16 protein-coding genes are annotated in these 22079 nt (G+C 73.7%); 13 read left to right on the forward strand and 3 right to left on the reverse strand.

Annotated features, from left to right (window positions below; translation table 11 throughout):
• Positions 1 to 135 precede the first annotated feature (135 nt).
• The 5 genes from ACQ9ZG_RS21325 to sucD all read left to right on the forward strand — a co-directional run bounded on the left by ACQ9ZG_RS21325 (position 136) and on the right by sucD (position 7633).
• Positions 136 to 1293, forward strand: coding sequence for an ATP-binding protein (locus tag ACQ9ZG_RS21325; RefSeq protein WP_258312501.1), 1158 nt, complete (start codon positions 136 to 138; stop codon positions 1291 to 1293).
• Complete coding sequence (locus tag ACQ9ZG_RS21330) at positions 1290 to 3950, forward strand: DUF5682 family protein (RefSeq protein ID WP_499281084.1); 2661 nt, start codon at positions 1290 to 1292, stop codon at positions 3948 to 3950. Before ACQ9ZG_RS21325 ends, ACQ9ZG_RS21330 begins: the two co-directional genes overlap by 4 nt.
• Positions 3947 to 5275 (forward strand): VWA domain-containing protein, encoded by a 1329-nt coding sequence (locus ACQ9ZG_RS21335; RefSeq protein ID WP_109916491.1) that lies wholly within the window; start codon positions 3947 to 3949, stop codon positions 5273 to 5275. Before ACQ9ZG_RS21330 ends, ACQ9ZG_RS21335 begins: the two co-directional genes overlap by 4 nt.
• A 272-nt stretch (positions 5276 to 5547) precedes the next feature.
• Positions 5548 to 6729: an ADP-forming succinate--CoA ligase subunit beta gene (gene sucC / locus ACQ9ZG_RS21340; protein ID WP_028416622.1), complete on the forward strand. Its 1182-nt coding sequence runs from the start codon at positions 5548 to 5550 to the stop codon at positions 6727 to 6729.
• 19 nt (positions 6730 to 6748) lie between these two features.
• On the forward strand, positions 6749 to 7633 hold the full coding sequence (gene sucD / locus ACQ9ZG_RS21345; RefSeq protein ID WP_018490899.1) for a succinate--CoA ligase subunit alpha: 885 nt from the start codon (positions 6749 to 6751) through the stop codon (positions 7631 to 7633).
• 102 nt (positions 7634 to 7735) lie between these two features.
• On the opposite strand, the gene ACQ9ZG_RS21350 is transcribed toward sucD, so the two are convergent.
• Entirely contained in the window at positions 7736 to 9151 is a 1416-nt protein-coding gene (locus tag ACQ9ZG_RS21350; RefSeq protein WP_499281086.1) for a helix-turn-helix domain-containing protein, read from the reverse strand.
• A 126-nt stretch (positions 9152 to 9277) separates the two neighbouring features.
• Here ACQ9ZG_RS21350 and ACQ9ZG_RS21355 point away from each other — a divergent pair, with 126 nt between their 5' ends.
• Entirely contained in the window at positions 9278 to 11185 is a 1908-nt protein-coding gene (locus ACQ9ZG_RS21355) for a cell division protein PerM (RefSeq protein ID WP_499281627.1), read from the forward strand.
• Here the strand turns inward: ACQ9ZG_RS21355 and ACQ9ZG_RS21360 are convergent.
• Positions 11175 to 12089 carry a hypothetical protein gene (locus ACQ9ZG_RS21360; RefSeq protein ID WP_499281088.1) on the reverse strand — a complete coding sequence of 305 codons (915 nt, stop codon included), beginning with the start codon at positions 12087 to 12089 and terminating at the stop codon, positions 11175 to 11177. The genes ACQ9ZG_RS21355 and ACQ9ZG_RS21360 overlap by 11 nt on opposite strands.
• Before the next feature lie 262 nt (positions 12090 to 12351).
• On the opposite strand from ACQ9ZG_RS21360, the gene purN reads away from it, so the two are divergent.
• The 3 genes from purN (at position 12352) to ACQ9ZG_RS21375 (ending at position 16315) form a co-directional block, all read left to right on the forward strand.
• A complete protein-coding gene (purN, locus tag ACQ9ZG_RS21365) occupies positions 12352 to 13008 on the forward strand; it encodes a phosphoribosylglycinamide formyltransferase (protein WP_028416618.1) in 657 nt (218 codons plus the stop codon).
• Positions 12995 to 14548, forward strand: coding sequence for a bifunctional phosphoribosylaminoimidazolecarboxamide formyltransferase/IMP cyclohydrolase (purH, locus tag ACQ9ZG_RS21370; RefSeq protein WP_109915654.1), 1554 nt, complete (start codon positions 12995 to 12997; stop codon positions 14546 to 14548). Before purN ends, purH begins: the two co-directional genes overlap by 14 nt.
• Positions 14549 to 14779: 231 nt before the next feature.
• Entirely contained in the window at positions 14780 to 16315 is a 1536-nt protein-coding gene (locus tag ACQ9ZG_RS21375) for a DUF2079 domain-containing protein (protein WP_109915653.1), read from the forward strand.
• Between the two features lie 208 nt (positions 16316 to 16523).
• Here ACQ9ZG_RS21375 and ACQ9ZG_RS21380 read toward each other — a convergent pair whose 3' ends face one another.
• Positions 16524 to 17162, reverse strand: a complete 639-nt coding sequence (locus ACQ9ZG_RS21380; protein WP_028416615.1) for an RDD family protein — start codon at positions 17160 to 17162, stop codon at positions 16524 to 16526.
• A gap of 252 nt (positions 17163 to 17414) precedes the next feature.
• Between ACQ9ZG_RS21380 and ACQ9ZG_RS21385 the strand changes: the two genes are divergently transcribed.
• From ACQ9ZG_RS21385 to ACQ9ZG_RS21400, 4 genes are all read left to right on the forward strand, one after another.
• Complete coding sequence (locus tag ACQ9ZG_RS21385) at positions 17415 to 18296, forward strand: bifunctional methylenetetrahydrofolate dehydrogenase/methenyltetrahydrofolate cyclohydrolase (protein WP_018490907.1); 882 nt, start codon at positions 17415 to 17417, stop codon at positions 18294 to 18296.
• A gap of 23 nt (positions 18297 to 18319) precedes the next feature.
• A complete protein-coding gene (locus ACQ9ZG_RS21390; protein ID WP_499281090.1) occupies positions 18320 to 19129 on the forward strand; it encodes a DUF3017 domain-containing protein in 810 nt (269 codons plus the stop codon).
• Positions 19130 to 19590: 461 nt separating this feature from the next.
• Complete coding sequence (locus tag ACQ9ZG_RS21395) at positions 19591 to 20754, forward strand: helix-turn-helix domain-containing protein (RefSeq protein ID WP_499281092.1); 1164 nt, start codon at positions 19591 to 19593, stop codon at positions 20752 to 20754.
• Positions 20755 to 20991: 237 nt separating this feature from the next.
• A complete protein-coding gene (locus ACQ9ZG_RS21400; RefSeq protein WP_028416612.1) occupies positions 20992 to 21981 on the forward strand; it encodes a malate dehydrogenase in 990 nt (329 codons plus the stop codon).
• Positions 21982 to 22079 lie beyond the last annotated feature (98 nt).

Here is a 22079-nt window from a genome sequence, read left to right on the forward strand (position 1 = left end):
CCGCCACGGCGTACGGGCTCCGACCGCAGGTCAGGGCCCGTACGGAGACCGGCGCGAGGGCCGTTGTCAGTGCCATGGTGCACGGTGGGAACCACATCAGGTCGACCGAACTGTCGACGATCTGGAGGGGGATCCATGACCGTGTCCGAAACCACCGCCACGACCGCCGCCGCCGGTGGGGCGCCCGGCGAGACACCCGGAGAGGCGTCCGGCGCCGAGGTCCTGCGGCCGCACGCCGAGGACGCGTTCGCCGATGAGCTGAAGGCGCTCGCCGCCGCCGACGACCGCCCCCGGCCCGCCCGCTGGCGCCTCTCGCCCTGGGCCGTCGCCACCTATCTGCAGGGCGGGACCCTGCCCGACGGCACGGTGATCACACCGAAGTACGTCGGCCCGCGCCGGATCGTCGAGGTGGCCGTCACGACCCTCGCCACCGACCGCGCGCTGCTCCTGCTCGGCGTGCCCGGCACCGCCAAGACCTGGGTGTCCGAGCACCTCGCCGCCGCCGTCAGCGGAGACTCCACCCTGCTCGTGCAGGGCACCGCGGGCACCCCGGAGGAGGCCGTCCGCTACGGCTGGAACTACGCCCAGCTGCTCGCCCACGGCCCCAGCCGCGACGCGCTGGTGCCCAGTCCGCTGATGCGGGCCATGTCCGAGGGCATGACCGCCCGGGTCGAGGAGCTGACCCGCATCCCCGCCGATGTGCAGGACTCGCTCATCACGATCCTGTCCGAGAAGACCCTGCCCGTCCCCGAGCTGGGCCAGGAGGTCCAGGCCGTCCGCGGGTTCAACCTCATCGCCACGGCCAACGACCGCGACCGGGGCGTCAACGAGCTGTCCAGCGCGCTCCGCCGCCGGTTCAACACCGTCGTCCTGCCGCTGCCCGCCACGCCCGACGCCGAGGTCGACATCGTCTCCCGGCGCGTCGACCAGATCGGCCGCTCGCTGGACCTGCCCGCCGCGCCGGAGGGGCTCACCGAGATCCGGCGCGTGGTGACGGTCTTCCGCGAGCTGCGCGACGGCGTCACCACCGACGGACGCACCAAGCTCAAGTCCCCCTCGGGCACGCTCTCCACGGCCGAGGCGATCTCCGTCGTCACCAACGGCCTCGCCCTCGCCGCCCACTTCGGCGACGGCGTCCTGCGCCCCGGCGACGTCGCGGCGGGCATCCTCGGCGCGGTCGTCCGGGACCCGGCCGCGGACCGCGTGGTCTGGCAGGAGTACCTGGAGACCGTGGTGCGCGAGCGGGACGGCTGGAAGGACTTCTACCGCGCCTGCCGCGAGGTCTCCGTATGAGCGACCGCACCGTATCCGAGGCACCCGCCGTGGCCGGGACCGCCGCGCCCGCCCTGGACGCGCCCCTGCTGCTGGGTGTGCGCCACCACGGTCCCGGCTCGGCGCGGGCGGTCCGGGCCGCGCTCGACGCCGCCCGGCCGGCCGCCGTCCTCATCGAGGGGCCGCCCGAGGGGGACGCGCTGCTGCCGCTCGCCGCCGACCCGCAGATGCGCCCGCCCGTCGCCCTGCTCGCCCACGCCGTGGACGACCCCGGGCGGGCCGCCTTCTGGCCGCTGGCCGAGTTCTCGCCGGAGTGGGTGGCCATCCGCTGGGCCCTCGCCCACGATGTCCCGGTCCGCTTCGTCGACCTCCCGGCCACCCACTCCCTGGCCCTGAAGGAACCCCACGGCGAGGAGACCGCACCCGCTCCTCGGACCCCGGCGGACGAGGCCCCCGCCGGCCCGTCGCCCACCCCCGCCGTCGACCCGATCCGCGCGCTCGCCGAGACCGCCGGATACGACGACCCCGAGCGCTGGTGGGAGGACGTCGTCGAGCACCGCTCGCCCGCCGGCGGTGCCACCCCCCGTACGGCCGCCGACGCGCTCGCCCCCTTCGCCGCGCTCGCGGAGGCCATGACGGCACTGCGCGAGGCGTACGGGGACGGCGGGCACCCCCGGGACGCCGTGCGTGAGGCGTACATGCGGATCCAGTTGCGGACCGCGCGCAAGGAGTTCGGGGACGGGGTCGCCGTCGTCTGCGGCGCCTGGCACGTCCCCGCACTCGCCACCCGCACCACCCTCGCCGCCGACCGGGCCCTCCTCAAAGGGCTTCCCAAGGTCAGGACCGAGATGACGTGGGTGCCCTGGACCCACCGCCGCCTCGCCCGGCACAGCGGTTACGGTGCCGGGATCGACTCGCCCGGCTGGTACGGGCACCTCTTCGCCGCCGCCGACCGGCCCATCGAGCGCTGGATGACCAAGGTCGCCGGACTCCTGCGCGAGGAGGACCGGCCCGTCTCCACCGCCCATGTCATCGAGGCCGTCCGGCTCGCGGAGACCCTCGCCGCGATGCGCGGCCGCCCGCTGGCCGGGCTGGGCGAGACCACGGACGCGGTACGGGCCGTGATGTGCGAGGGCTCCGACGTACCGCTCGCGCTCATCCAGGACCGCCTGGTCGTCGGGGAGACCCTCGGCGAGGTGCCCGACAGCGCCCCCGCCGTCCCGCTCCAGCGCGATCTCACCCGCACCCAGCGCACCCTGCGGCTCAAGCCGGAGGCCCTGGAGCGGCAGATCGACCTCGACCTGCGCAAGGAGACCGACGCCGCCCGCAGCCGTCTCCTGCACCGGCTGCGCCTCCTCGGCATCGGCTGGGGCGAACCGGCCGAGGGCCCCAGCCGCGGCACCGGAACCTTCCGGGAGAGCTGGCGGCTGCGCTGGGAGCCCGAGCTGTACGTCCGGGTCGCGGAGGCCGGGGTGTGGGGCACCACCGTCCAGTCCGCCGCCACGGCCAAGGCCGAGGCCGAGGCCCTCGCGGCGACCGCGCTCTCCGAAGTCACCGCCCTCGCCGAGCACTGCCTCCTGGCCGGGCTGGCCGACGCGCTGCCCGTCGTCATGAAGGCCCTGGCGGACCGCGCCGCGCTCGACGCGGACGTGGGCCACCTCGCGGACGCCCTCCCGGCCCTAGCCCGCTCCCTGCGGTACGGGGACGTGCGCGCCACCGACACCGCCGCGCTCTCCGAGGTCGCCGCCGGACTGGCCGAGCGGATCTGCGTCGGCCTGCCCCCGGCCTGCACCGGCCTCGACGCGGACGGGTCCGAGGCGCTGCGCCGCCAGATCGACGGGGTGCACGGCGCGATCGGGCTGCTCGCCGCGGGTGCCGGGCCCGCGGCAGCGGACACGGCCACGCCTACCGAGACCGACGGCACGCCCGCCGGAGCCGCGCCCGCCGCAGCCGGCACCGGCGTACCCGCCGAAGCGGCGCCGCCCGCCGCAGCCGCCGTGCCTGCCGCGGCTGCCCCGCCCACCAGAGCCGGCACCGGCGTGCCCGCCGAAGCGGCGCCGCCCGCCGGAGCCGCCCCGCCCGCCGGAGCCGGCACCGCCGCGTCGTCAACCGGAGCCGCACCCACCGGAGCCACCCCCGCCGACGGCCTCCGCGACCGCTGGAGCGCCGTCCTGCGCAAGCTCGCCGGGCGTGACACGGTCGTCGGCCTCATCCGGGGCCGGGCCACCCGGCTGCTGCTCGACGACGGAGGGCTCACCGAGGACGAGGCGGCCCGGCTCATGGGCCTGGCCCTCTCGCCCGGCACCCCGCCCACCGACGCGGCCGCCTGGATCGAGGGGTTCGTCGGCGGGGCCTCCGGCGGCGGCATGCTCCTGGTACACGACGAGCGGCTGCTCGCCCTGGTCGACACCTGGCTCTCCGGCGTCCCCGCCGACACCTTCACCGACGTACTGCCGCTCCTGCGCCGTACGTTCTCCGCCTTCGAGCCGGGCGTACGCCGGACCCTCGGGGAGCTGGCCCGGCGCGGCCCCGCCCCCGAGCACCCCGGGAGCGACGGCGCGGACCACGGCTGTCCGGGCTTCGGACCCGGCCTGGACACGGACCGCGCCGACGCCGTGGAGCAGGTGCTGCACCTGCTCCTGGCCGGGGCAGCCACCCCGGCGGAGGCGAGCGCATGACCACGGCGGACAGCCCCACGGCGACCGCAACCACCGCAACCACCGCAACCACCGCACAGGACGACACCCGCACGGGGGACACGATGGACACGGCGTCGGACACGGCGACAGCACCGGCCGCACCACCCGCACGCACCCCCGCCCCCGACGGCGAGCGGATGCGGCGCTGGCGCATGGTCCTCGGCGCGGACAGCGCCGAGGCCACCGGCTGCACCCTCACCGGCCAGGATGCCGCGATGGACGGCGCGCTCGACGCGCTCTACGGCGGGGCAGGCAAGAAGCCCGGCGGCCGGAGCGGCGGGCGGTCGGCCGGGCTCGGCGCGTCGGCCCCCTCCGTCGCCCGCTGGCTCGGCGACATCCGTACGTACTTCCCCAGCTCCGTCGTCCAGGTCATGCAGCGCGACGCGATCGACCGCCTCGGCCTCTCCGCGCTGCTCCTGGAGCCGGAGATGCTGGAGGCCGTCGAGGCGGACGTCCATCTCGTCGGCACCCTGCTCTCCCTCAACAAGGCCATGCCCGAGACGACCAAGGAGACCGCGCGCGCCGTCGTCCGCAAGGTCGTCGAGGACCTGGAGAAGCGGCTGGAGAGCCGCACCAGGGCCACGCTCACCGGCGCCCTGGACCGCTCCGCGCGGATCAGCCGCCCGCGCCACCGGGACATCGACTGGGACCGCACCATCCGCGCCAACCTGAAGAACTACCTCACCCTCCCCGGCGCGGACGGCGAGCCGGACACCGGCACGGTCGTCCCCGAGCGGCTCATCGGCTACGGCCGGGCCTCCCAGTCGGTGAAGAAGGACGTCATCCTCTGCATCGACCAGTCCGGCTCGATGGCCGCCTCCGTCGTCTACGCCTCGGTCTTCGGCGCGGTGCTCGCCTCCATGCGCACCCTCGCCACCCGCCTCGTCGTCTTCGACACGGCCGTCGTCGACCTCACCGACCAGCTCGACGACCCGGTCGACGTCCTCTTCGGCACCCAGCTCGGCGGCGGCACCGACATCAACCGGGCGCTCGCCTACTGCCAGTCGAAGATCACCCGGCCCGCCGACACCGTGGTCGTCCTGATCAGCGATCTCTACGAGGGCGGTATCCGCGACGAGATGCTGAAGCGGGTGGCGGCGATGAAGGCGTCCGGGGTGCAGTTCGTGACCCTGCTGGCCCTCTCCGACGAGGGCGCCCCGGCCTACGACCACGAGCACGCGGCGGCGCTCGGCGCGCTGGGCGCGCCCGCGTTCGCCTGTACGCCGGACCTCTTCCCGGACATCATGGCCGCCGCGATCGAGAAGCGCCCCCTGCCCATACCGGACAGGGAGGCCCAGCCGTAGAGACAGGGAGCCTCCCGCGACAGGGCTCCCGGACGATCTTGCCGGGTCCCCTCCCGGGCCACCCGTCCGGCACCGTCTGTGACCGTTATCACCGCTCAGGTGTGATCTGCGATTTAGGGTCACACCGAGCGCGGGGATAACCTGCCGGATGGACATGCCGCGTGCTCGGACACCGTGTGCGCCTTCCTGGTGACAGAGCAGTCACGATGCCCTTCGCGGCACGCCCACGCAGAAGAACGAACCGCGATACCACTGAAAAGGGACGGACGCGCGTGGACCTGTTCGAGTACCAGGCGAGGGACCTCTTCGCCAAGCACGGTGTACCGGTGCTGGCCGGTGAAGTCATCGACACGCCTGAGGCGGCCCGCGAGGCGACCGAGAAGCTGGGCGGCAAGTCTGTCGTCAAGGCGCAGGTGAAGGTCGGCGGCCGCGGCAAGGCCGGCGGCGTCAAGCTGGCCGCCGACGCCGACGAGGCGGTCGCCCGGGCGACCGACATCCTCGGCATGGACATCAAGGGCCACACGGTCCACAAGGTGATGATCGCCGAGCTGTCGCCGGAGATCGAGGCGGAGTACTACGTCTCGTACCTCCTGGACCGCACCAACCGCACCTTCCTGGCCATGGCCTCGGTGCAGGGCGGCATGGACATCGAGGAGGTCGCGGAGAAGACCCCCGAGGCCCTCGCGAAGGTCCCGGTCGACTCCAACTCCGGCGTGGACATCGTCAAGGCCCGCGAGATCGTGGCCCAGGCGAAGTTCCCGGCCGAGGTGGCCGAGAAGGTCGCCGAGGTCCTGGTCACGCTGTGGGACACCTTCGTCGCCGAGGACGCGCTCCTCGTCGAGGTGAACCCGCTGGTCAAGACCAAGGACGGCCGCATCCTGGCGCTGGACGGCAAGGTCTCGCTCGACGAGAACGCCGACTTCCGCCAGCCGGAGCACGAGGCTCTGGAGGACAAGGACGCAGCCAACCCGCTCGAGGCTGCCGCCAAGGCCAAGAACCTCAACTACGTCAAGCTCGAGGGCGAGGTCGGCATCATCGGTAACGGTGCCGGTCTGGTCATGTCGACCCTGGACGTCGTCGCGTACGCCGGTGAGAACCACGGCAACGTGAAGCCCGCCAACTTCCTCGACATCGGTGGCGGCGCCTCCGCCGAGGTCATGGCGAACGGCCTGGAGATCATCCTCGGCGACTCGGACGTCAAGTCCGTCTTCGTCAACGTCTTCGGTGGCATCACCGCCTGCGACGAGGTCGCCAACGGCATCGTGCAGGCGCTCGCGCTCCTGGAGTCCAAGGGCGAGAAGGTCGAGAAGCCGCTGGTCGTGCGTCTCGACGGCAACAACGCGGAGCTGGGTCGCAAGATCCTCTCCGACGCCAACCACCCGCTCGTGCAGCGCGTGGACACCATGGACGGCGCGGCCGACAAGGCCGCCGAGCTCGCCGCGGCTGCGAAGTAAGGACGAGGGACTCCACACCATGGCTATCTTCCTCACCAAGGACAGCAAGGTCATCGTCCAGGGGATGACCGGCGCCACGGGCATGAAGCACACCAAGCTCATGCTCGGTGACGGCACCAACATCGTCGGTGGCGTCAACCCGCGCAAGGCCGGCACCTCCGTCGACTTCGACGGCACCGAGGTCCCGGTCTTCGGCTCCGTCGCCGAGGCGATGGAGAAGACGGGCGCCGACGTCTCCGTCCTCTTCGTCCCGCCGGCCTTCTCCAAGGCCGCCGTCGTCGAGGCGATCGACGCCGAGATCCCGCTCGCGGTCGTCATCACCGAGGGCATCGCCGTTCACGACTCCGCCGCCTTCTGGGCGTACGCGAACGAGAAGGGCAACAAGACCCGGATCATCGGCCCGAACTGCCCCGGTCTCATCACCCCGGGCCAGTCCAACGCCGGCATCATCCCGGGCGACATCACCAAGCCCGGCCGCATCGGTCTCGTGTCCAAGTCCGGCACGCTGACCTACCAGATGATGTACGAGCTGCGTGACATCGGCTTCTCCTCCGCCGTCGGCATCGGTGGCGACCCGGTCATCGGCACGACGCACATCGACGCCCTCGCGGCGTTCGAGGCCGACCCCGACACCGACCTCATCGTGATGATCGGCGAGATCGGCGGCGACGCCGAGGAGCGTGCCGCCGACTTCATCGCGAAGAACGTCACCAAGCCGGTCGTCGGTTACGTCGCGGGCTTCACCGCCCCCGAGGGCAAGACCATGGGCCACGCGGGCGCCATCGTCTCCGGCTCCTCCGGCACCGCCCAGGCGAAGAAGGAGGCCCTCGAGGCCGCCGGCGTGAAGGTCGGCAAGACGCCGACCGAGACCGCCAAGCTGGCGCGCGAGATCCTCGGCGCCTGACGCAGGCAGCCCGGGGCACACGCTCCACGGCGCGGGCCCGCACCCTCTGATCCTCAGAGGGTGCGGGCCCGCGCCGTTCGCGTACGCCGTCGGCCGCCGGTCTCAGCGGAGTTCCGGCACCAGCCGTTCCGGGCCGTGCGCCAGCTGCTCGTTCAGCGACTTCTGGAGCTTCAGGTCCTGCGCGGTCAGCTTCTGCGGGCCACCGCGCGGCGGTACGCCCCCGACCCGTTCCGGGGGCGCGATCGGCGGCTCGTAGTGCGTGGGCGCCGTGTGCAGGGTGAGCGCGGTCGCGCCGATGAGCAGGGCGGCGAAGGCGATGGCGGCCCGGGTCCACAGCCGCGCCTTGTCCTCGCTGCCGGTGCGGACCTTCCGGGCGGGCGCCGGAGTCGGTACGTGCTCGGCACGGGCGAGCCCGCCGAGCCGGTCGTGGAGCAGCTCGGACTGTTCGGCGGGCGAGTCGGCGGCGGCCAGCTCGGGCAGCCGCTCGGCGAGGGCGGCCCGCGCCACCTCCAGCCGGCCCGCCGCCGCCGGGGTGGACGCCTCCGTCTCGGCCGCGGTCTCCGGCAGGTCCAGGCCGACCCCGTCGTAGAGGAGCAGGGTGCGCCGGTAGGCCGGGGGCAGGTCGAGGAGCGCCTCGAAGAGGGCCCGCCTGGCCGGTTCGGTGGGCGGTGCGTCCGGGTGCCGGTGGGTGCGGCGCAGCCGGTGCCAGGGGGACATCGCGTACTCGTACGCCGCCGCGCGCACCCAGCCCGCCGGGTCCCGGTCGACGGCCACCTCGGGCCAGCGGTGCCAGGCCAGTTGGAAGGCCCGCTCGACGGACTCCCGGGCCAGCCGGCGGCGGCCGGTGAGGAGATAGGTCTGCCGTACGAGACCGGGGGCGGCGTGGGCGTACAGCGCGTCGAACGCCTCGTCGGGGGAGAGCCGGGGGGCCTCGGGACCGGACCCGGCGCCGGATCCGGCCGCTGCCTCGGCTCCTGCCCTGCCGTCTGCCCCGCCCTCTTTTCCGCGCTTGGGCTCGGGCTCTGGCTTGGGTGCTGGTCCGGAGGGCGGGGGCGGGGACACCGGGGCGGCAACGGCCGGGACGGGCTCCGGCGCGGGAGCTGCCAACGAGGGAGCCGTAGGTGGCGGCGGCGGTGGCGCTTTGGGAGCGGTGGCCGGGGCCGATGCCGGTGTCGGTCGCGGCTTCGGCTCCGCTGCCGAAGTCGAAGCCGGAGTTCCTGCCGAGGCCGAAGCCGAAGCCGAGGCCTGCACCCCTGCCGGAGCCGGAGCCCCTGCCGGAGCCGGAGCCCCTGCCGAAGCCGAGGCCGGGTCCGGTGCGAGGAGCTTGGCGTACAGCGCGCGCTTGCGGCCGCGCGGGCTCGTGCGCCCCGTCTCCCAGGAGCGCACGGTGGCGCGCGTGACGCCCACGGCCTCCGCCACCTGCTCCTCGCTCAGCGACCGCGCCTCACGCAGTCTGCGGCGCTCCTTGGGGGAGGGCAGCGGCGGTGCGGCGGCCTCGTCGGTGGTGCTCCGGGTCATGGACGACCCCCGGCAGCGCTGCACTGGGAGAAAAAGTACATAAACGTATATTGGGCGACACAATGGCTGTTCGCGCGTTACGCGACATAAGCGCGTGTCGTTGGGAGCATGGGCGCCGTGACCCAAATGACCGAACGCAGCCCGATGTTGCCGCCCGAACGGACCAGGACCCTCATTCTGGCCTCCGCCCTGCTGAGGGGCGCGGTCGCCGCCGGGCTGGGGCTCGGTTCGCTGGCCGTGCTGGTGACGGTCCTCTGGATCAGCTCCCCGTACCCGGAGAGCGGACCCGGTGGTGCGCTGCGTACGGCGGCCGGGATCTGGCTGCTCGCCCACGGCGCCGAACTCCTCAGGCCCGACACCCTCAACGGCGTGCCGGCCCCGGTCGGGGTGGTCCCGCTGTTCCTCGTCGTGGGCCCCGTCTGGCTGGCGCACCGGGCGGCGCGCGACGCCGCGGAGCCCGACGAGGGCGGGCGCAGGCCGTCGCAGGCCGGGGTGTTCTGCGCGGTGACCGCCGGATATCTGCTGGTGGTGGCCGGTGCCGCGGCCTATGCGCGGGGCGGTTCGCTGCGGGTGGTGCCGGAGACGCTGGCGTTCCCGGTGGCGCTGGTGGTGGCCGGTGCGGTGGCGGCCGGGGTGTGGACGGCGGCGGGGCGTCCGTTCGGACCGCTGCCGTCCTGGGCGCCCCTCGTGCTCCAGGAGGCCATGGCGCGGACCCTCTACCGTGAGCGGGCCGCGACCGCGTGCCGGGCGGCGGCGATCGGGGCGGCGGTGCTGCTCGGCGGCGGCGCGCTCGTGGTGGCGGTGGCCCTGGGGCGGAACGCGGCGGCGGCCCAGGAGTCCTTCCTGGTGCTCTCGGGCGACTGGTCGGGCCGGACGGCGGTGCTGCTGCTCGCCGTGGCCCTGGTGCCGAACGCCGCGCTGTGGGCGGCCGCGTACGGGCTCGGCCCCGGTTTCGCGCTCGGTACGGGGGCCACGGCCACCCCGCTCGGCCTGTCCGGCGACCCGGCCGTGCCGGACTTCCCGCTGCTGGCGGCGGTCCCTGCTCCCGGTCCGGCCACCCCGCTGACCTGGGCGGCCTGCGCCGTGCCGCTCGTGGCCGCGCTCGCGGTCGCCCGGTGCGTCCTGCGCCGGGCGGCCCCCGCCGACGGCCCGCCCGCCCGGGCCTGGAGCCCGCGTGAGACGGCGCTCACCACCGGCCTCGCCGCGCTGGGGTGCGGAGCCCTCATGGCGCTGCTGACGGCGGCGGCGGGCGGCCCGCTGGGGACGGGGGCGCTCGGCGCGTTCGGGCCCGTGGGGTGGCTGGCGGGGCCCGCGGCCCTGGCGTGGACGGCGGTCGTCGGCGTACCGGCGGCTCTGCTCGTCCGCCTCTGGCGGCTGCGCGAACCCGGGTGGGCCTGGCGCGGGGACGCACCGGACGTGGACGGGACGGAGGACGCGGAGAATCCCGACGAGGCCGGGAGGAAGGAAGAGGCCGGGAGGAAGAAGAGGGCGTGGGGGAGGAGGGCCGACCCCGTCGAGCCGAAGCGCGCCGCCGTCCCGGCGACATCGGCGTCCACCCCGGAGGCCACCCCGTCCGCCCCGGCCGCACCCGAGCCCGTCACCACGCTGGAGAGGGACGCCAGGGACGATGAGGACGACGCGGGCTTCGAGCCGTACGACTTCCTGCCGACCGACCCCTGGCACGAACAGGAGAAGGACCGTCACGAGAGGGACCTGGACAAGAAGGACCTGAACGGGAGGGATTCGGGCAGGACGGGCCCGGACGAGAAGGGCCCGCGCACGAGGGACCCGCAGGGGAAGGGCCGGCGCGGGAAAGACGGGAGGGAGGCCCGGTGGGCCTCCCTCAAGCAGGGCTCCGGCGGTCTGATGGCCGACTTCCCCGCGTACATCCCGGCCGCCCTGCGCTCCGACGAACCGTCAGCGGCTCCCGCCGGCACCGACGGCCGGAGCGCTCCGGGCACCCAGGACGGTCCGGGTACCCAGGACGGTCCCGGCGCCCAGGACGGTCCGGGCGCCCCGGGCCCTACTCCTTGACGCCGAAGAGCGGTTCCAGCGGCTTCGGCAGCTGCTCGTTGCAGGAGAGCGCGCCGGTCTTGGTCAGGGCGTCGTTCACGCAGGTGTAGTAGTCGCGGTAGACGAGCTGCACGGTGAACGTCGTGATCACGATGATCAGCGCCAGCAGCGCGGTCACCAGACCGCTGATCGCCGCCGTGGTCTGCGGGCGGCGGTCGCCGGTCCGGTCCGGGGCGGTCGCCGCCGGGGCGACCCCGTCGCCCGGGACCGGGGTCGGGGCCGCGGTGCCGCCGGCCGCCGTACGGTCGGTCGCGGACGGCTTCCTGGGCGCGGCCCGCAGCGAGCTGATGGACCAGTACACGGAGAGCGCGCCCAACAGCAGTGCGATCTCCGGGAAGTCGAAGAGGGCGAAGAAGATGGCCCAGATACCGCCGAGCAGCGCGTAGCGGGCGCGCCGCTGCACGGGGTCGGTGGGGTCCCAGCGCATCCCGCCGGGGGCGCCGTCGGGGCCGCCCTTGCCGCCGGGGCCGTTCGCACCGGAGCGCCCGCCGAAGCCGCCGCCGCCCCGGCCGGGCTGTCTGCTGCTCCACTGGCTGCCCCAGGACGGCCGGCCACCGCCGGAGCCCTCGCCCTCACCGTCGCCCTTGCCGTCCCCGTCGGGCCCGGAGGGGTGGCGCGGCTGCCACGGCTGGTCCGGGCGGCCGGGCGGCGGCGGGGCGAACGGATTGTCGTCGGCCGGCTGGGCGGGCGCCTCCGGCGACGAGGAGCCGGAGGCGCCGGAGGAACCAGGGGCGCTGGAGGAACCGGAGGCACCCGAGGCGCCGGGGGAGTCGGGCGAGGAGGACTGGCGCTCCCGCATCAGCAGAGCAGCGGCCCGCGCGGGCAACGGGAGGCGGAAGGCGGTGCGACGGCGTCGGTCCGGCATGTGGTGAACGTCTTCCCCATCTCGTCATGTCCGCCCCGGAGGGCGGTTCGTCCGCCCGGCGGACGGCTCGCTGTCCCCAGACGCTACCTTCCGGCCCGGCCCCCGTCCCGTGGGGGCCGCCCGGTGTGCCGGTATCGTTGCTGACGGTCGGCCCGTTCGTAGGGTTCCCCGTATCGGGCGAAGCGATTCTTTCGTACGACCCTACAAAGAGCACTCCGCACCCGCGTCACCGCGCGTCCACCACGCGAGAAAGGGCCCCGACGTGGCCTCCCCGCCCCCCTCCGCCGCTCCCGCCCGGCTGGTCGTGCTGGTCTCCGGATCCGGTACGAACCTGCAGGCCCTGCTCGACGCCATCGGCGACGACCCGGCGGCGTACGGGGCGCGGATCGTCGCCGTCGGCGCCGACCGGGACGGCACCGGCGGGGCGGAGCGGGCCGAGCGGGCCGGAATCCCCACCTTCGTGTGCCGGCTCAAGGACCACGCCACGCGTGCCGAGTGGGACGCTGCGCTCACCGCGGCCGTGGCCGAGCACCGCCCCGACCTCGTCGTCTCCGCGGGTTTCATGAAGATCGTGGGCCCGGCGTTCCTCGCCGCCTTCGGCGGCCGGACCGTCAACACCCACCCCGCCCTGCTGCCCAGCTTCCCCGGCGCCCACGGGGTGCGTGACGCGCTCGCGTACGGCGTCAAGGTCACGGGCTGCACCGTCCACTTCGTCGACGACGGTGTCGACACCGGTCCGATCATCGCGCAGGGCGTGGTCGAGGTGACCGAGGAGGACACCCCGGAGGGCGAAGCCGCCCTCCACGAACGCATCAAGGAAGTCGAGCGCTCGCTGCTCGTCGAGGCCGTGGGGCGGATCGCCCGTGACGGCCATCGCATTGAGGGACGAAAGGTTCATCTCGGTCATGTCGGTGAATAAGCCCATCCGCCGCGCCCTGGTCAGTGTCTACGACAAGACGGGGCTCGAAGACCTCGCCCGCGGCCTGCACGAGGCGGGCGTCGAACTCGTCTCCACCGGCTCCACCGCCGGGAGGATCGCCGCCGCCGGAGTCCCCGTCACCAAGGTCGAGGAGCTGACCGGCTTCCCCGAGTGCCTGGACGGCCGGGTCAAGACGCTGCACCCCCGCGTCCACGCCGGCATCCTCGCCGACCTGCGCCTGGACGCCCACCGCGAGCAGCTGGCCGAGCTGGGCGTCGAGCCGTTCGACCTGGTGGTCGTGAACCTCTACCCGTTCAAGGAGACCGTCGCCTCGGGCGCCTCCGACGACGAGTGCGTCGAGCAGATCGACATCGGCGGCCCCTCCATGGTCCGCGCCGCCGCCAAGAACCACCCCTCCGTGGCCGTCGTGACCAGCCCCGACCGGTACGCGGACGTCCTCGCCGCCGTGCAGGCGGGCGGCTTCGACCTCACCGCCCGCAAGCGGCTGGCCGCCGAGGCGTTCCAGCACACCGCCGCCTACGACGTGGCCGTCGCCTCCTGGTTCGTGGACGGCTACGCGCCCGCCGACGACTCGGGCCTCCCGGAGTTCCTGGGCGACGCCCTCACCCGGAAGAGCGTCCTGCGCTACGGCGAGAACCCGCACCAGCCCGCCGCCCTCTACACCTCCGGCTCCGGCGGCCTGGCCGAGGCCGAGCAGCTGCACGGCAAGGAGATGTCGTACAACAACTACACGGACACCGACGCCGCGCGCCGGGCCGCGTACGACCACGCCGAGCCGTGCGTCGCGATCATCAAGCACGCCAACCCGTGCGGTATCGCGATCGGTGACGACGTCGCCGAGGCCCACCGCAAGGCCCACGCCTGCGACCCGCTCTCGGCGTTCGGCGGGGTCATCGCCGTCAACCGCCCGGTGACGGTCGAACTGGCCGAGCAGGTCGCGGAGATCTTCACCGAGGTCATCGTCGCCCCGGCCTACGAGGACGGCGCCGTCGAGGTGCTGGCCCGCAAGAAGAACATCCGCGTCCTCCGCGCCCCCGAGGCCCCGGCCGCGCTGACCGAGGTCAAGCCCGTCGACGGCGGCGCCCTTCTCCAGGTCACCGACCGCCTCCAGGCCGAGGGCGACGACCCGGCCAACTGGATGCTCGCCACCGGCGACGCGCTCTCCGAGGCCGAGCTGAAGGAGCTGGCCTTCGCCTGGAAGGCGTGCCGCGCGGTCAAGTCCAACGCGATCCTGCTCGCCAAGGGCGGCGCCTCGGTCGGCGTCGGCATGGGCCAGGTCAACCGGGTCGACTCCGCGAAGCTCGCCGTCGAGCGGGCGGGCGAGGAGCGGGCGGCCGGTGCGTACGCCGCCTCCGACGCCTTCTTCCCGTTCCCCGACGGCCTGGAGATCCTCACCGCCGCCGGTATCAAGGCGGTCGCCCAGCCCGGCGGCTCGGTCCGCGACGAGCAGGTCGTCGAGGCCGCGAAGAAGGCGGGCGTCACGATGTACTTCACCGGGACGCGCCACTTCTTCCACTGATCAGGACACGAGGCCGCGCCCCGTCGCACCGGGGCGCGGCCTCGCGCCCTGTCTCCCCGCGCCTGCCGTGCCCGTCCTGCCTCTCCGTGCCTGCCGGTGTCCGCCATGTCTGCCGGTGTCCGCCGTGTCCGTCGTACGGAATCACCTCGCCGCTCTGTTCTAATGAACGGCCGTGTCCGGTCGAGCGGCCGTGGCCGAAGAAGCGCAGGAATCCCAGCGGGAGCAGTCACCGTGCTTGAGCTGAACAAGAGTGGAACGGACCGGACGGAGCCGGGACGGCTGCCCGCGCAGGGAACCGGTCCGGACACCCGCCCCGCCGACGGCTCCCCGGACCGGGCCGCGGCCCCCGCCGCCGAACGCGTGCCCCTCGGGCCGTATCTGATCGCGGGCGCGCTCCTGTGCGGGCTCTACTTCCTCTACTCCTACCTCCAGTACGCCCGCTTCGGCTCGCCCTCCTGGGACCTCGGGATCTTCGAGCAGGAGGTCCGGGCGTACGCGGACTTCCGGGCGCCCGTCGTCGACATCAAGGGCCCCGGCTATCTGATCCTGGGCGACCACTTCTCCCCGATCGTCGCCCTGCTGGCCCCGCTCTACTGGCTCTGGCCCTCCGCCGAGTCCCTGCTCTTCGCCCAGGCCGCGTTCTTCGCGCTGGGCGCGGTCATCGTCGGCCGCACCACGCAGCAACTGCTCGGCGGCCGCTCCGGGCTCTGCGCCACGGTGGCGTACGGACTCTCCTGGGGCATCCAGGAGGCGGTGAAGTCCGACTTCCACGAGATCGCCTTCGCCGTCCCGCTCCTCGCCCTGGTCTGCCGCGCCCTGCTCCTGAAGCGGTACACGGCCGCCCTGCTCTGGTCGCTGCCGCTGGTCCTGGTCAAGGAGGACCTGGGCGCGACCGTCGCCGTCGTCGGCTTCCTGCTCTTCGTGTACGGGCGCCGCCTCCAGGGCGCGCTGCTCGCCGCCTTCGGGGTGGCCGCCTTCGTGGTCACCCTCGTCGTCCTCATCCCGGCGGCCAGCAGCGCGGGGACGTACGACTACTGGCAGAAGATCGACAAGAACGGCGAGCAGGACGTCTCGATGCTGGACTCGGTCCTCGGCGCCCTGAACTCCGCCGTCAAGATCGAGATGCTGGTCTTCCTCATCGGCATCACCGCGTTCATGGCGCTGCGCTCGCCCCTGACGCTGCTGATCATCCCCACGCTCGGCTGGCGGCTGCTCTCCCAGGACAGCAACCACTGGGGCATGGTCTGGCACTACAGCGCGATCCTGATGCCGGTCCTGTTCCTGGCGATGGCCGACGGCGTCCGCCGCAGCCGCGCCTCGGACCGCCCCTGGCTCTCCTCGTACGCGAAGGTCGCCCTCCCCGTGGCCGCCGCCGTCGCCGTGGCGATGACCCAGCATCTGCCGCTGCGCGACCTGTTGCGCCCGCACACCTACAGCGCCGTCGGCGACGCCCGCAGCGAGGCGGCCCGGGCGGCGATGCGGGCCATCCCGGTCGGGGCGCGGGTCGAGACGGACATCACGCTCATGGCCCACCTCACCTCGGACCGGACCGTCTACTGGATCGGGGGCGCCCCCGGCACCGCGCCCGACATCGTCGCCATCAACCTGGACTTCGGCTGGTCCCGCCCGATCCAGGACCCGGTGGCGTACGCCCAGCAGCTCCACCCGGAGGCGCGCTACCGGCTCAAGCACCGGGGCGGCAGCTTCGTGGTGATGGAACGGACGACGCCGGAGCCGGCGGAGATCCCGGGCGTGCGCAAGGGCTGAGCGGCCGTACGCAACGGCCGTACGCAACGGCCGTACGGCCCCGATCCGGTCCCGGCCCCGATCCGGTCCCGGCCCCGGTCCCGGCCCCGGTCCCGGCCCCGGTCCCGGTCCGGCCCTGGTTCCGGTCCGGTCCTGGTTCCGGTCCCGTACGCGTGAGGGCCGCACCCGTACGGAACGGATGCGGCCCTCACGCCATGCCGGAGGCGCTTCAGTTGGCCTTGACGACCACCGAGGAGCAGACCTTGTCCGCGAACGTCTGCTTCTTCTCGTCCCACAGCGGCCACAGCCAGCCGATGTAGCAGGCGATGCTGTCGAGGAAGTGGGCCAGGCGGCGCACGAAGGCCATGCCGAAGCCCAGCGGACGGCCGTCGGCCTCGCGCAGCAGGCGGATGCCCACGGCCTTCTTGCCGATCGTCTGGCCGGTGGTGCCCTCCTGGTACAGCTGCCAGATGGCGAGACCGATCATCAGCAGGACGCCGAGCAGCGCGATGACGCCGCCCGCCGCGTCACCCATGGCGCCGCCGATGCCGACGAGGATGCCGTACGGGAGGCCGATGACGAGCCCGTCGATGATCAGGCCGCCCGCCCGCAGACCCCAGTGCGCCAGCTGCGGCATGCCGCTGCCGTACCCCGGCTGCTGGGGGTAGCCCCCGCCGTAGGGCTGGCCGGGCTGCTGGTACCCCGCCTGCGGGTAGCCCGGCTGGCTCTGCGGGTAGCCGTAACCCTGCTGCGGAACGCCCTGGGGAGCCTGCTGGGGGTAGCCGTAGCCCGGCTGTCCCTGCGGCGGTCCCTGGGGAGGCTGGCCGGGCTGCTGCCCGTACGGGTTGTTCGGGTCGCCGAAGCTCATAAGGGGTGTTCCTTCAACAGACGTGTGGGGACGGGTGGCCACACGGAGGAAGGACGACGTTCAGCGGCCCGCCCCCCGTACAACCGCGGGCTTCATCGTTATAAGCGCGCCCCGCGTTTGTCCAGTCCGGAGCCCCGGACGTTGTGCAAGTGCAATCTCGGCCACAGTCGGGGCACGGGTGGCGCACCGGTACGGCACAGGTGAGGCACAGGCAATTGGTATGCGGGCGGGGTCATCCGCGAGGATGGGTCCATGACTGCCCAGATTCTCGATGGCAAGGCCACCGCTGCCGCGATCAAGTCCGATCTGACCGTCCGTGTGGCGGCCCTCAAGGCACAGGGGATCACCCCCGGCCTCGGCACCCTGCTCGTCGGGGACGACCCGGGCAGCCGCTGGTACGTGAACGGCAAGCACCGCGACTGTGCCGAGGTCGGCATCGGCTCGATCCAGCGCGAACTCCCCGACACCGCCACCCAGGAGGAGATCGAGGACGTCGTACGGGAGCTGAACGCCAACCCGGAGTGCACCGGGTACATCGTCCAGCTGCCGCTGCCCAAGGGCATCGACACCAACCGCGTCCTGGAGCTGATGGACCCGGCCAAGGACGCCGACGGGCTGCACCCGATGAGCCTCGGCCGCCTCGTCCTCAACGAGACCGGCCCGCTGCCCTGCACCCCGCAGGGCGTCGTCCAACTGCTGCGCGCGCACGGCGTGGAGATCGACGGGGCGCACGTCGTGGTCGTCGGGCGCGGTGTCACCATCGGCCGCTCGATCCCGCTGCTGCTGACCCGCAAGACGGAGAACGCCACGGTGACCCAGTGCCACACCGGCACCCGGGACCTCTCCGCCCATCTGCGCCAGGCCGACATCATCGTCGCCGCCGCGGGCGTCCAGCACCTGATCAAGGCCGAGGACGTCAAGCCGGGCGCGGCCGTGCTCGACGTCGGCGTCAGCCGGGACGAGAACGGCAAGATCGTCGGCGATGTGCACCCCGGCGTCCGCGAGGTGGCCGCCTGGGTCGCCCCGAACCCGGGCGGCGTCGGCCCGATGACCCGCGCCCAGCTCCTGGTCAACGTGGTCGAGGCGGCCGAGCGGACCGCGGCCGAGGCCGCCGACGCGGCTGCCGCGGGCTGACGGCCGGATCCGGAGGGAACCCCATGGGTGCTGGTACGAGCCCGGCCGAACCCGCCCCGGCGGGCGACCGGCCGGTCGGCGGGCCGGAGAGCGGTGACGTGGCGGGCGGCTCCGAGGGGCGCGCCCCCGAGGGGCCCCGCTCCGGGCCGGGCGCTCCGCGCGAGGACGGCCCCCGGGAGGAGACCTCCGGGGAGGCGAGCTCTCCGGAGGCGGCCTCTCCGGGGACCGGCGACGCGGCTGCGGAAAGCGCGGGTACGGGACGTGCGGAGGCGGAAGGCGCGGGTGCGGTGAGCGCGGGCGCGGAGGCCGGGAACGCGGCGGCGCGGAACGGGCGGTCCGGAGACGGGGCGCCGGGAGACAGGGCGCCTGGAGCCGCCGAGTCCGGCGAGGGCGAGCGCGCGGACGCCGGCCCCGCCGGACCGGCGGCCGCGCCCCGTAAGTCCCGGCGGTTCCCGCTCTTCACGCGGGACACCGCGCGTCCCGAGGGCGGCGGCCGGGCCGCACCCGGGGACGCGCCCGCCCCGGCCCGGCAGTGGCCGCTGCTCTCCGTGATCTCCGCGGCGGGCGTCGGTCTGCTGATCGTGGCGCTGGACCCGTTCGCCGAGGCGTTCCGGATCGGCATCATCCTGATCGGCGCGGCCCTGATCGCCGGGGCCGTGCTGCGCTGGGCGGTCCCGTCGGTCGGCATGCTCGCGGTGCGGTCCCGCTTCACCGACCTGGTGACGTACGGGCTGATGGGCACCCTGATCGTGCTGCTCGCGTTGGTCGCGCAGCCGAAACCGTGGCTGGACGTGCCGATCCTGGAGGACGCGGTCCGCTTCACGATCCGCTGAAGCGGCACGGCGGGCACGGCAGGAACGGCCCGCCAGGCCTGGCAGCGCAGGCCGGGCCCGGCAGGCACGGCCCGGCTGCCGGAAGCCGTGGGGCCGGGCGGACACCCGTCAGGAGGTGCCCGCCCGGGCTGCCCGTCCCCACCCCCGACGAGGGACGGACAGCACGGTCCGGGGCTCCGGAGCGACAGCCTCCGGCTCACGGCGAAGGGAGCGGCCTTGCCCCGTCCTGGCTCAAGCGTCATGGACATGGAGGGTCGCTACAAGGTTCCCCTGGGGCCTGTGGCACGGAAGTGACCATTCCGGCACGGTGTGATCGCTGCGCAACGATGGCAGACTGGCACGGCGTGACGGACGAACAGCTGACCGGTCCGGGGAGCGCACAGGCCGGCGGGACCGGCCGGCAGCGGGGGCACAGGAAAGCACGTCCGGGATGCACCGGGGGATGACAAGGGGGAGGCGCCATGCCTCGTTGGAAGGCACTGCCCGACGAAATCGACCCGCGGATACGGGAGTTCGCGAGCGGGTTGCGCAGGCTCGTGGACCACAGCGGGCTGGACGTCGGCACGGTCGCCGACCGTACGGGCTTCAGCGCGACCTCCTGGGAGCGTTATCTCAACGGTGAGTTGCTCCCTCCGCGCCGTGCCGTCGTGGCCCTCGCCGATGTGACGGGCGTCCCGCAGCACCACCTCACGACCCTGTGGGAGCCGGCCGAGCGGGCCTGGAGCCGGGCCGGTACGCACCATGGGACGACGACAGACACCCTCCGCATCCGCCAGGTGCGCGAGGCGCCCGGTTCGGCGGAGGCGGCGGGCGCCGTGGGCCGCGGCGCGACCGCGACCGGCACGAGCGATCACAGCGCCGCGTACGCCAACGGCCCGTACGGCGAAGGCCCTTACGCGCAAGCCCCGTACGGCGACGGTCCGTTCGGGGACAGTCCGTACGGCAACGGCCCGCACGGCGACAGCCCGTTCGGCGACGGTCCACACCACCCCGACGGAGACGGCCGCGCCCCGCACATCCCCGCCCAGCGCGGCTCCGGCACCCCGGGGCCGCAGCAGCAGCCGGGGCAGGGTGCCCGGCGGAACAGCCCGCCCGGTGGTGGCAGCAATCCGGTCAGGCTCGGCGTCGGCGCGGTCGGAGCGCTGATCGTGATCACCGGCGCGGTGATGCTCGCGCCCGGCGACAAGCCGACCAAGGCAACCCCGACGACGGCCGCGACGACCCCGGCGGCCACCCCGTCCGAGGGGGAGCCGGCCGGGGGCGCCTCCGAGGAGCCCGCCGCCGGACTGCCGGACGGCGTCGAGTGCCGGGGCGACGAGTGCGCCGGGCAGAACCCGGACGCGATGGGGTGCGGCGGCGAGTACGCGCGTACGGTCACCACCACCGCGATCGGCACCGCCCGGGTCGAGGTCCGCTACAGCGAGGTCTGCTCCGCCGCCTGGGCACGGCTCACCGAGGCGGGGCCCGGCGACACCGTGACGATCACCGGCAGCGCGGCGGCGGCCGCGCAGAACGGCCAGGTCTCGGTCACGGAGGCGTACACGCCGATGGTCGCGGTGGAGAAGCCGGCCGACGTCAAGGCCTGCGCGACCCTCACCTCCGGCACCAAGGGCTGCACGGCCTGAGAGCCGGGTCCCGCCCGGACCCGGCACTCCCTGCCCGGCGCACTCCGCACGCGCTGTGTGACCGGCTGTGTGCGGTGCCACAGGGGGCAGGGCGGCCCGCCCTGCCCGGGTCCGATAGCCTGACCGCCGGATATCTCTTCACGTCAAGATGTGATCCGGGCGCGAAGGGATCTCCCGCACCAGGGTCCGGCACCAGGGGCCGGGACCCCCACCGCCAGCTCTCTAACGGAGACCGCCATGACCCGCACTCCCGTGAATGTCACCGTGACCGGCGCTGCCGGCCAGATCGGCTACGCGCTGCTCTTCCGCATCGCCTCCGGCCACCTGCTCGGCCCGGACGTGCCGGTCAACCTGCGCCTCCTGGAGATCCCGCAGGGCCTCAAGGCGGCCGAGGGCACCGCCATGGAGCTCGACGACTGCGCCTTCCCGCTGCTGCGCGGCATCGAGATCACCGACGACCCGAACGTCGGCTTCGCCGGTGCGAACGTCGCCCTGCTCGTCGGCGCCCGCCCGCGCACCAAGGGCATGGAGCGCGGCGACCTGCTCGCCGCCAACGGCGGCATCTTCAAGCCGCAGGGCAAGGCCATCAACGACCACGCCGCGGACGACATCAAGGTCCTCGTCGTCGGCAACCCGGCCAACACCAACGCGCTCATCGCGCAGGCCGCCGCCCCGGACGTACCGGCCGAGCGCTTCACCGCGATGACCCGCCTGGACCACAACCGCGCGATCTCGCAGCTGGCCGCCAAGACCGGTGCCGCCGTCTCCGACATCAAGAAGCTGACGATCTGGGGCAACCACTCGGCCACCCAGTACCCGGACATCTTCCACGCGGAGATCGCCGGCAAGAACGCCGCCGAGGTCGTCAACGACGAGGTGTGGCTGGCCGACACCTTCATCCCGACCGTCGCCAAGCGCGGCGCCGCGATCATCGAGGCCCGTGGCGCGTCCTCCGCCGCCTCGGCCGCCAACGCCGCCATCGACCACGTGCACACCTGGGTCAACGGCACCGCCGAGGGCGACTGGACCTCGATGGGCATCCCGTCGGACGGCTCCTACGGCGTCCCCGAGGGCATCATCTCCTCCTTCCCGGTCACCACGAAGAACGGCTCGTACGAGATCGTCCAGGGCCTGGACATCAACGAGTTCTCCCGTACGCGCATCGACGCGTCGGTCAAGGAGCTGACCGAGGAGCGCGACGCGGTCCGCGAGCTCGGCCTGATCTGACCCGTAGGCCCTGCGCCCGCACAGCACCGCGTACGCACAGCTCTGTCCACGTACGGCGCTGTTCAGGTACGGCTCTGTCCACGTACGGGGCTGTCCAC

This window comes from Streptomyces araujoniae, from assembly GCF_050871195.1.
GTDB lineage: Bacteria > Actinomycetota > Actinomycetes > Streptomycetales > Streptomycetaceae > Streptomyces > Streptomyces bacillaris.